We start from the raw sequence: 251 nt of genomic DNA, 5'->3' as shown, positions 1-251 counted from the left end.
CCCCGACAACATCGGCGTCTTCCGCCCCTCGACCGGACAGTTCCACCTGCGCATGGACGACGGCAGCCTCAAGATCCTCGACTGGGGCCAGGCAGGAGATCTCCCCGTCGCCGGGAACTGGGATGCCGGAAACGGTGCCCCCGCCGGGAACATCGGCGTCTTCCGCCCTTCGACCGGGCAGTTCCATCTGCGCATGGACGACGGCAGCCTCAAGATCCTCGACTGGGGCCAGGCAGGAGACATCCCCGTCT

1 protein-coding gene is annotated in these 251 nt (G+C 67.3%); it reads left to right on the top strand.

Features of this window, described 5'->3' with window-relative positions:
- The coding region (locus tag IH44_RS0140305) for a hypothetical protein (RefSeq protein ID WP_030464802.1) at positions 1-251 on the top strand (251 nt) is incomplete at both ends.

The organism is Kitasatospora sp. NRRL B-11411 (assembly GCF_000721345.1).
GTDB classification, from domain to species: domain Bacteria; phylum Actinomycetota; class Actinomycetes; order Streptomycetales; family Streptomycetaceae; genus Kitasatospora; species Kitasatospora cineracea.
Note: the sequence above shows the minus strand (reverse complement) of the source record. Positions and strands in the feature narration are given on the sequence as shown.